General features: G+C 59.4%; 9 protein-coding genes. 7 read left to right on the forward strand and 2 right to left on the reverse strand.

The features are described 5' to 3' along the window. The first annotated feature begins 7 nt into the window (after positions 1-7). Genes AXW11_RS13065 through ccmI form a run of 7 tightly spaced genes read left to right on the forward strand, consistent with a single transcriptional unit; the run spans position 8 to position 5,857 of the window. Positions 8-751, forward strand: a complete 744-nt coding sequence (locus AXW11_RS13065) for a heme ABC transporter permease (RefSeq protein WP_041333696.1) — start codon at positions 8-10, stop codon at positions 749-751. Between the two features lie 4 nt (positions 752-755). After that, positions 756-983: a heme exporter protein CcmD gene (ccmD, locus tag AXW11_RS13070; RefSeq protein WP_041333699.1), complete on the forward strand. Its 228-nt coding sequence runs from the start codon at positions 756-758 to the stop codon at positions 981-983. 14 nt (positions 984-997) lie between these two features. Continuing rightward, the gene (ccmE, locus tag AXW11_RS13075) at positions 998-1,474 is read left to right on the forward strand and encodes a cytochrome c maturation protein CcmE (protein WP_041333701.1); all 477 of its coding nucleotides are present in this window, start codon (positions 998-1,000) and stop codon (positions 1,472-1,474) included. A 38-nt stretch (positions 1,475-1,512) separates the two neighbouring features. Then, positions 1,513-3,525, forward strand: a complete 2,013-nt coding sequence (locus AXW11_RS13080) for a heme lyase CcmF/NrfE family subunit (RefSeq protein ID WP_091641074.1) — start codon at positions 1,513-1,515, stop codon at positions 3,523-3,525. Next, a complete protein-coding gene (locus tag AXW11_RS13085; RefSeq protein ID WP_036204905.1) occupies positions 3,522-4,058 on the forward strand; it encodes a DsbE family thiol:disulfide interchange protein in 537 nt (178 codons plus the stop codon). The genes AXW11_RS13080 and AXW11_RS13085 overlap by 4 nt, the downstream gene beginning before the upstream one ends. After that, a complete protein-coding gene (locus AXW11_RS13090; protein WP_041333704.1) occupies positions 4,058-4,537 on the forward strand; it encodes a cytochrome c-type biogenesis protein in 480 nt (159 codons plus the stop codon). Before AXW11_RS13085 ends, AXW11_RS13090 begins: the two co-directional genes overlap by 1 nt. 42 nt (positions 4,538-4,579) lie before the next feature. Continuing rightward, positions 4,580-5,857 carry a c-type cytochrome biogenesis protein CcmI gene (gene ccmI / locus AXW11_RS13095; protein ID WP_041333707.1) on the forward strand — a complete coding sequence of 426 codons (1,278 nt, stop codon included), beginning with the start codon at positions 4,580-4,582 and terminating at the stop codon, positions 5,855-5,857. A 4-nt stretch (positions 5,858-5,861) separates the two neighbouring features. Here the strand turns inward: ccmI and AXW11_RS13100 are convergent, their stop codons facing one another. Together AXW11_RS13100 and AXW11_RS13105 are read right to left on the reverse strand one after the other, a co-directional pair. Then, positions 5,862-7,613 carry a BatD family protein gene (locus AXW11_RS13100; protein WP_041333708.1) on the reverse strand — a complete coding sequence of 584 codons (1,752 nt, stop codon included), beginning with the start codon at positions 7,611-7,613 and terminating at the stop codon, positions 5,862-5,864. Beyond that, the coding region (locus AXW11_RS13105; protein ID WP_286792346.1) for a VWA domain-containing protein at positions 7,607-9,179 on the reverse strand (1,573 nt) is incomplete at its 5' end. The genes AXW11_RS13100 and AXW11_RS13105, both read right to left, overlap by 7 nt.

Here is a 9,179-nt window from a genome sequence, read left to right on the forward strand (position 1 = left end):
CAACCTGATGTGGCAAATCTTTCACAAGCTGGGGTCGCCAAAATGGTTCTTCGGCATTGCCTCAACACTGATGCCCTGGCTGCTTGTGGTGGGGGCAGCCCTGTTGTTGACCGGTATTGTCTGGGGGTTGGGGTTTGCGCCACAGGATTACCTGCAGGGTAATAGTTATCGCATCATTTTCATTCACGTACCGTCTGCGTTTCTGGCCCAGTCGGTGTATATCATGATGTCCGTTGCGGCGTTGGTTACGCTGGTTTGGCGTATGAAACTGGCCGATGTTTTCGTCAAGGCCGTGGCACCGGTTGGTGCAGTGTTGACCTTCCTGGCTCTGTTTACCGGTGCGGTTTGGGGTAAGCCCACCTGGGGAACCTGGTGGATCTGGGATGCCCGGCTTACCTCGATGCTGATCTTGCTGTTTCTTTATTTTGGGGTGATGGCGTTGGGAGCGGCCATCTCCGATGAGAAATCCTCGGCACGTGCCGTTGCCGTGCTGGTACTGGTGGGAGTGGTCAATATACCGATCATCAAGTATTCCGTGGAGTGGTGGAATACCCTGCACCAGCCAGCGACGTTCAAGCTCACGGAAAAGCCCAGTATGCCCGCGGAAATGTGGGTGCCCCTGTTGCTCTCGGTATTGGGGCTTTATCTGATATTTGGCTGGCTCGCCTGTCTGCGTATGCAGACCAACATTTTGGCGCGTGAAGGCCGCACCCGCTGGGTAAAAGAACTGGTTCAGGCACGGGAGAACTGACGCAATGGCCTTCGACTCTTTTGGTGCTTTTCTGGCGATGGGCGGCCACGGCCCGTATGTCTGGGCATGCTATGCAGTGTTTTTCCTGCTGATGGGAGTCATGACGTGGTGGTCGCTGCGTCAGCAGCGGGTCGTAATCGCGCAACAGCGACGCCGTATGGCCCCCGCTCCGTCGGTCGACGAGCGCCCGGCGGCGGCCAGCTTTACCCGAATCGAATCTTCTCAAGACTGACTGGTAGATCAAACATGCACCCGATCCGAAAAAAACGGCTTACCATTGTCCTTTTTCTCCTTGTCGGGGTGTCGGTGGCCGTGGCCCTGACGACCTACGCGCTGCGGCAGAATATCAACCTGTTTTACGACCCAAGCCAAATTGCCGCTGGCGAAGCGCCGGTGGACGTCCGCATCCGTGCCGGCGGCATGGTGGAAGAAGGGACTGTGCAGCGTGATTCGGAAAGCCTGAAAGTGGAGTTCAAGGTAACGGACTTTACCTCATCGGTATTGGTGGAATACACCGGGATCCTGCCGGACCTGTTTGCCGAAGGGCAGGGCGTTGTCGCCATGGGGCGCATGGACGGCAATGGCCGTTTTGTCGCGGACCAGGTGCTGGCAAAGCACGACGAGAATTATATGCCACCGGAAGTGAACGACGCCCTGGAAAAGGCCGCCGGCAAGCGGGCCGCCATGCCTGCGACAGCCGGTGAATCCAGCGCCGGTTACTAGCGTTGCTGGCCCACGTTTAAGAGAGTTGGAGAATCCTGATGTATCCGGAACTCGGACAGATCGCCCTGATACTCGCGCTGTTGCTGGCAGTGCTCCTTTCCGTGGTCCCCCTGGTGGGCTCGGTGACGGGTCGTGACCAGTTGCTGGCCTTCGCCCGGCCGCTGTCAGCGGGCCTGTTCGTCTTCGTTGCCCTGGCCTTTGGTCTTCTGACTCACGCGTTTGTGACCGATGACTTTTCCGTGGCCTATGTCGCCAACAACAGCAATAGCATGCTGCCCTGGTACTACAAATTCAGCGCGGTGTGGGGCGGCCATGAAGGCTCGCTGCTGCTCTGGGTGCTGATGCTTGTTGGCTGGACGCTGGCGGTCGCCATATTCAGCCGGCGCCTGCCGTCGGTGATGGTGTCCCAGGTGTTGTCGGTGCTTGGTATGGTCACGGTGGGCTTCCTGTTGTTTACCATCATGACCTCCAATCCTTTCGATCGTACGCTCCCCAATGTGCCGGCCGATGGCGCCGACCTGAACCCGCTGTTGCAGGATTTCGGGCTGATCGTGCATCCACCCATGTTGTACATGGGTTATGTGGGCTTCTCCGTGGCTTTTGCCTTTGCCATTGCCGCGCTGATCAATGGCAAACTGGATGCGGCCTGGGCTCGTTGGTCCCGCCCCTGGACCACAGTGGCCTGGGCTTTCCTTTCCCTGGGCATTGCCCTGGGTAGCTGGTGGGCCTATTACGAACTGGGTTGGGGCGGCTGGTGGTTCTGGGACCCGGTCGAGAACGCCTCGCTGCTGCCCTGGTTGTCCGGAACGGCGCTGATGCACAGTCTGGCCGTCACCGAGAAGCGCGGCGTATTCAAGAGTTGGACCGTGCTGCTGGCCATCGTAACCTTCGCCCTGAGCCTGCTGGGAACCTTCCTGGTGCGTTCCGGGGTGCTGACCTCTGTCCACGCCTTCGCCTCAGACCCCGACCGGGGGACATTCCTGCTGGCGCTACTGGCGATTACGATTGTTTCGAGCCTGACCCTGTACGCGTTCAGGGCGCCGGTGGTGCATGTGCGCTCCCGTTACGGCAGCCTGTCCCGTGAAATCTTCCTGCTGATGAACAATGTGTTGTTGGTTGCCGCAACCCTGTTGGTGTTGGTGGGGACTCTTTATCCATTGGTTCTGGACTACCTGGACATGGGGCGGCTATCCATCGGTGAACCCTTCTTCAACCTGACCTTCAGCCCCCTTGGAATTGCCGCCGGCTTGCTGTTGGGGGCAGGTATATTCTCCCGCTGGAAGAAAACCGACGGCGGCTGGCTGGGCCGCAAACTGCTGTGGCCGTTGGCTGTCAGTATGATTGGGACCAGTGCTGTGCTGGTTGGGTACGGCACGTTTGAGCCCTGGGCGTTTGGGGGCCTGTTCTCAGCGATGTGGATTACGGTGGCCACCTTTTGGGATCTCTGGGAAAAGTCCGGGTCACGGAAGGGGCGCCTCCACGGCCTCAGGCGTCAATCCCGCAGTTACTACGGCATGGTGTTCGGGCATCTGGGGCTGGCCATCACCATGGCGGGTGCGACGGTCGCGTCCAACTACGGTATCGAGCGGGACGTACGCATGTCGCCCGGGGACACCGCGATGGTCGGTGATTATCGGGTTGCGTTTGCCGAAATTGGCAACCGAAGAGGGCAGAACTTCACCGCGGAATACGGTCGTTTTGAGGTTTACGATTCGGATGGCGGTCTGATATCCACGCTATACCCGGAGAAGCGCCGATACATGGTTCAACGTAACACCATGACCGAGGCTGGTATTGACGGCGGACTGTTCCGGGATATTTTTGTGGCCATCGGTGAACGGGTGTCTGACGATGCCTGGGCGATCCGGCTTCAATACAAACCGCTGGTCCGCTGGTTGTGGTTGGGGGCGCTGTTTATGGCCGCTGGTGGCTTCCTGGCCATTTCGGACCGCCGCTATCGCATTCGCGACAAGGTTGCGGAAAACGGTAAGGCCAAGGCACCGAACGCAGGCGGTGAGCGCGGAGCAGACCCGCTAGGAGCGGCGTCATGAAGCGGCTGCTGCTGTTCACGCCGTTGATCCTCGCTGTGGTACTCGGAGTGGTCCTGTTCGCCGGTATTGGCAAAGACCCCAACAAACTCGAGTCGGCGTTGATCGGCAAACCGGTGCCCGAGTTTTTGTTGACGGATCTCCACAACGAAAGTCGCGAGCTGACTCGTGAGGTTTTTGAAGGGCATGTGTCCCTGCTGAATGTCTGGGGTACCTGGTGCCCGGCCTGCCGGGATGAGCATGGTGATCTGGTCTGGCTGGCGGAAGAGAAAGGCGTGCGTATCGTTGGCCTTAACTATAAGGACAACCGGGATGATGCCCTGGTCTGGCTTGATCGGTTGGGCGACCCGTATCAGGTGTCGATCTACGATCCCCGTGGCAGCCTCGGGTTTGACCTGGGGGTTTATGGCGCGCCGGAAACCTATGTCATTGATGCCGAAGGTATTGTGCGTTACCGCCATGTTGGCGTGGTTAACGAAAAAGTATGGAAGCAGGACATCAAGCCCATCGTCGATCGGTTCAGGGAGAAGATCTGATGTGGCGCCTGGTGTTTGCATGGCTGTTACTGATGACAATTGCGCCGATGTCGGTAGCGGATGCCCGTGACGTTTACGGATTTGATACGCAGGCGCAGGAGCAGAGGTTCCAGACCCTGATTTCGGAGTTGCGTTGCCCGAAGTGCCAGAACCAGAACATCGCCGATTCCAATGCGCCGATTTCCAAGGACATGCGCGACGAGGTGTACCGGATGATGTCTGATGGCGCCAGCAACGAGGAAATTGTCGGAGCACTGGTCGACCGCTTTGGTGAATTCGTGCGATACAAGCCGGAGGTGGATAGCCGCACCATCCTGCTGTGGGCAACGCCAGCCATTGTGGTCCTGGGTGGCCTGATGGTGGTGGCCGGGATTGTCATCCGTTCCCGCAGGGCCGGCCAGGACGAGCCAGCCCTAACCGACGAAGAGCGTGCACGGGCATCCAGAATGCTCGATGGCGATGACTCCAACCGCACCTGACTTCAAACAACACTCTTTCTCAACCGGATTAATGACCGTTCTATGACACAGACCTTCTGGCTGACGGCCGCTGTATTAATCGTACTTGCCCTGGCGTTTGTGGTGGCGCCGTTGTTCCTGCACCGTTCCGGCCGGCGCGCGGAAATGGATCTGCGCAACCAGAACCTGTTGGCATATCGCAGCCGAATGGCGGAACTGGATCGCGAGTTTGAAGCCGGCGCGCTGGACGAGGAAAGCTATCAACAGCTCCGGGAAGAGCTGGCCGGCAGCATGCTTGATGATGTCCCGGATGCTGAGCGTGGTGTTATTGCTTCACCGGATCGGGCCAGGGGCGGGAAAAGCGCCATCGTCATTGCGATTGCCAGCCTCGCGGTTATTCCCGCCGCTGCGGTATACCTGTACGGACAGTGGGGCGCCATGGACGACGTCGAGCAGTTCCGCGCCATGCAGGAAATGATGGCAGCCGACAGCGATCGCCTGGGCCAGATGCAGGAACTGACGGCCCAGCTTCGCGAGCGGTTGGAGGACAATCCGGAGAACACCGAGGGCTGGGCCATGCTGGGGCGTAGCTATATGCGCATCGAGCAGTATGAGGATGCGGCGTGGGCCTTCGAACGGCTGGCAGAGAGTATTGAGGACGATGAGAGCGGTAAAGCTGTCGCCTGGGGATTGTCAGCCCAGGCTGCATTTTTCCTGAGTGAGGGTGATCTCAACCCAGAGGTGTCGAACGCCATTGAAAAAGCCAGGTCGCTGAATCCCGACGAGGTCAATTCCCTCGGCCTGCTCGGCATCCATGCCTTCAGCCAGCAGAACTTTGAGGAGGCGATCCGGTATTGGGAGCGCATTGTGTCGGTGGCGCCCAATCATCCCCAGATTACGTCCATCCGCCAGGGCATTGAACAGGCCTATCAGCGCCTGGGTCGGGAGATGCCGCAGGAGCAGCCGTCAGAGGTATCCGGGGCCGGCGTAACCGTCCAGGTGGAAATAGACGAAGCATTCCAGGGCGAGATTCCTGACGACACCACCCTGTTTGTTCTGGCGCGTCGCGCGAATGTTCAGGGCGGGCCACCTCTGGCTGTGGCACGGCTGAGTGCGGGCCAGTTACCGATGGAGATCCGATTGGACGACCGCTTCAATATGTCCGCGAATGCAAAGCTGTCGGAGGCGGGTGAAGTGCGCCTGCAAGCGCGCCTGTCGCGCTCTGGCAACGCCAGGCCCCAGGCGGGTGACTGGCAGGGCGAGGTGGATCAGCCGGTGCCAGTGGGTGAAGGCGAAAACGAGCCTGTCACTCTGGTGATTGACACTCAATTAGTGCAGTAATCTTTTATCGGCTGGTGTTCAGGCCCTGCGGGTAGAGCGGCGGCAGCTGATCCCCGGGAGCTGACTCACTGGCGGTTCCGCGCACGCGGATCAGCGCTGCCACAAGCCGTTCTCCCTGCCAGGGCTCCGACGTAGCCGATTCACCGGGTGTCCCGAACAATCGCTGCTGAAGCTGTTCGATCTCGGCGGCCAGTTCCGTGTCGTCCAGAAACCGGTTCACATCCGTTACGCTTTGGAAAGTGCGTTCCGGATGCCTTTGAGACATCCAGCGTACAAGCAGGTCGGTCGTTTTGGGCGATCCCGCCTGCGCTGCCTCGCACAGATCCCGGAATAGCACCTTTTCCCGGTTGTCTCCCTGACTCGCCACGACCTTGCCAGCACTGGTGCGACGCCTGCTGTACCACCAGGCCGCCAGTGTGATCAGCCAACCCACCAGAGCGGCCAGTGTGGCCAACGGCCAGAAGCCAGCGCCGGATTCCCCGTCAGTCTCACCTGATACCGGGTCATTGTTGGTCCTGGTGTCCGTTTCCGATGCGTCTTCCGGATTACTAGGCACCGAGTCGATCTGGCCGGGTATCCCCTCAACGACCAGTGTATGTGGCGGAATAACCGCTACTTTTTCGCTGTCGCTTTCAGTATCCCACCAGGGGATCCGGATCTCGGGCAAGGTTAATTTTCCAGGCTGCACTGGCACCAGTGCCGTGGTCTGGGTCAGTGTCGAAGTCAGCCCTTCGGTGCCGGGTGTGGTCGTGCGCTCGGGCTTTTCCGGGTAAGCCCGTATGCTATCGGGCGTCTGTTCCGGGAACGGCGGCAGCGATTCGGCAGGCAGGCCCTCCGTCCTCATGGTGAGGCTTCTGGTAAGGTTCTGGCCCGCTGTCAGGTTCTGGTTTCGTGGCAGTCCGGACTGGGTCAGCTCCAGCGTGCGGGCGGGCAACCAGGTGTCTCCGCTGAATTCCGCTGGCACACCCTTGACGGTGATATCAAACAGGTTGGCGCTGTCGCGGAGAAACTTCAATTGGCCCTGTTCATTCCGGGCCTGGCCCTCAAAGCGGATGGGCTGCAGACTGAGTTGTCCTTCTCTTTGGGGAAACAATGCGTAACGGCGCTCAACCACACGATAGCGAACACCGTCCCGGTAGCGGGTGTACTCGTTCTGCTTGCCCAGCGATTCGACAATGGCATTCGGGTGCTCCGGTTCGGAGAGCTCGCCGCGAATGAGGTTGCCGGTGAAAAACAGCTTGATGGTGAGCACCAGCTGTTCCTGAACGTACACTTCGTCCTTGTCCGCGGCCAGCTCGATAAAGCTGTCTCTCTGGGCCTCGGTCTCCTGATCGGGTGGGGTGCCGCTGATAACCTCAATGGTGACGGGGGTTGAACGGGAATCCCGGAAGCTCAGGGGCGGAATGGTCAATTCACCGGTCTTTTTGGGCGCGAGCTGGTACGTCCATGTGATCTCGCCCACCATTTCATTGTTGACGGTGCGAATGGAGTATTGCTGGTTGCGGGCGAGAATTTCGAAGTCGTCTTCTACCTTTTCGATGTCCGGTTTTGGCAGACTCGACAAGTCGAAATCGAACAGGTTTCCCAGATTGATATCGATTTTGGTGCTGCCCTTGACGCTCAGGGTAAGCACTTCGCCCTCGTAAAGACGGGTTCTGTCGGGTTCGACGGTCAGATCGTTGGTTGCCATGGCCGGTCCTGCCATGGTGACAAGCAGCAGTATCAGAATAAACGGACCGGTCAGCCGGCTTACCATGGTGTATCGCCCTCGTCAGATGGTGTTTCTCGTTCCTGGTATTGTTGCAGGAATTTGCGCCTCAACAGTCCGCCCGGATTATCGGGCACGCGCCGGAGCCATTGTTCCTGTCCCTGGGTCAGCGGGGAAGTATCAAGCTCCGCCGGTGCCCTGGATGTTTGTCCGTCGCTCTCTGAAGCGTCGGCATCACGCTGGCGTTGTTGAGCGCTCTCCTCCTGCTTTTCCTGTTGGTCGCTTTGGCCGTTCTGTTGGCTATCCTCTGGCTCGTTCTTTTGCTGTCCATTGTGTTGATTATCCGGCTGGTTCTGCCCGGCCTGATCTGACGGGTCGCCGTCCTGGTTCTGAGTATCCGACCCATTCTGTGAGTTCTGCTGGTTACCCTGCTGCTGTTGATTGCCGTCCTGATCTGACGATTCACTGCCGTCCCCGCTGGATTGGTTCTGTTGCTGCTCCAGCAGCTGTTTCACCAGGTCACGGTTGAACAAGGCGTCTTCATGTCCAGGTTGCTTCGCCAGCACATTCTCGTAGGCCTCGAGGGCTTCTTCCAGCTTGCCGGCACGGGCCAGGGCGTTGCCGCGGTTGTAGCTTGCCCTGGGTGTGTCTTCGCTGGCGAACGCGCCCGCTGCGGACTCATAGTCACCTGAGCGATAGAGTGCACTACCACGCCACTGCGGATTGTCGAGAATCCTGGCTGCCTGTTCCGGGTCTTCTTCGATCAGCGCGGGCGCACGCTGATCCTCCCGGGACCAAAGGGCGTCCCAGTCCATGGCCATTGCGGGACGTGGGGTGAGGGGCAAAAGTGTTAGCAGTACCGCCACCATGGCACCGCGACGCCAGCCGAGCAATGCCAGTGGCGCGGCCAGCCACAATAGCCAGTAGCCATCATCCTGCCAGCGGTTGACCGTCAGGTCGCGCTCGCTGTCTTGCCAGTTGTCCGAGTCAATGGGGCGCAGCTCCAGGCTGCGGATGTCCTCGTCCGTAATGGTCAGGCTATGGCTGTCTCCACCATTGCTTTTCGCCAGTTCCGCCATGCCTGCGGGGTCCGCACGGGTAATCACGATGTCGCCGCCATCACGAATGAATCCTTGGCGTGCCAGCGGTATTGGACCACCCTCTGACGTACCAACGGTCAGGGTGCTGAGCGCGAACCGACTGCCCGTCAGGGTATCGCTGATGCGAGGAAGGTAACGCTCGTCCACATTGTCTGCAATCAGTAACAGTCGCCCCGTCCCCGGGGCGCCCTGTTCCAGCAGGTCAAGGCCACGTTGTATGCCGAGATCGGTTCGGTTTCCTGCAGCTGGCATGATCACCGGTTCGAGTACCTCCAGCATGCCCTCGATGGTATTGCTGTCATCCGTCAGCGGTGTGACCGCATGAGCGTCCGCGGCATAGACCACCAGGGCGGTCAGGCTTCCCTCCCGTGCTTTCAGAATATCGCGAATCTTGCGCTTGGCCACAGTCAGGCGGTCGGGCGTTACATCGGTGGCAAGCATTGACAGCGACAGGTCCAGCACGATAACAAGGCTGTCATTCTGTTGTTGCAGTGGCGTGGGCGCCTTGCGCCAC

Source organism: Marinobacter sp. Hex_13, from assembly GCF_001566815.1.
Taxonomy (GTDB): domain Bacteria; phylum Pseudomonadota; class Gammaproteobacteria; order Pseudomonadales; family Oleiphilaceae; genus Marinobacter; species Marinobacter salarius.

Bases quoted from the DNA above. Each gene is read 5' to 3' on its own strand.
- AXW11_RS13065 (WP_041333696.1), top strand. From the start codon at position 8: ATGTGGCAAATCTTTCACAAGCTGGGGTCGCCAAAATGGTTCTTCGGC.
- AXW11_RS13085 (WP_036204905.1), top strand. From the start codon at position 3,522: ATGAAGCGGCTGCTGCTGTTCACGCCGTTGATCCTCGCTGTGGTACTC.
- ccmE (WP_041333701.1), top strand. From the start codon at position 998: ATGCACCCGATCCGAAAAAAACGGCTTACCATTGTCCTTTTTCTCCTT.
- AXW11_RS13100 (WP_041333708.1), bottom strand. From the start codon at position 7,613: ATGGTAAGCCGGCTGACCGGTCCGTTTATTCTGATACTGCTGCTTGTC.
- ccmI (WP_041333707.1), top strand. From the start codon at position 4,580: ATGACACAGACCTTCTGGCTGACGGCCGCTGTATTAATCGTACTTGCC.
- ccmD (WP_041333699.1), top strand. From the start codon at position 756: ATGGCCTTCGACTCTTTTGGTGCTTTTCTGGCGATGGGCGGCCACGGC.
- AXW11_RS13080 (WP_091641074.1), top strand. From the start codon at position 1,513: ATGTATCCGGAACTCGGACAGATCGCCCTGATACTCGCGCTGTTGCTG.
- AXW11_RS13090 (WP_041333704.1), top strand. From the start codon at position 4,058: ATGTGGCGCCTGGTGTTTGCATGGCTGTTACTGATGACAATTGCGCCG.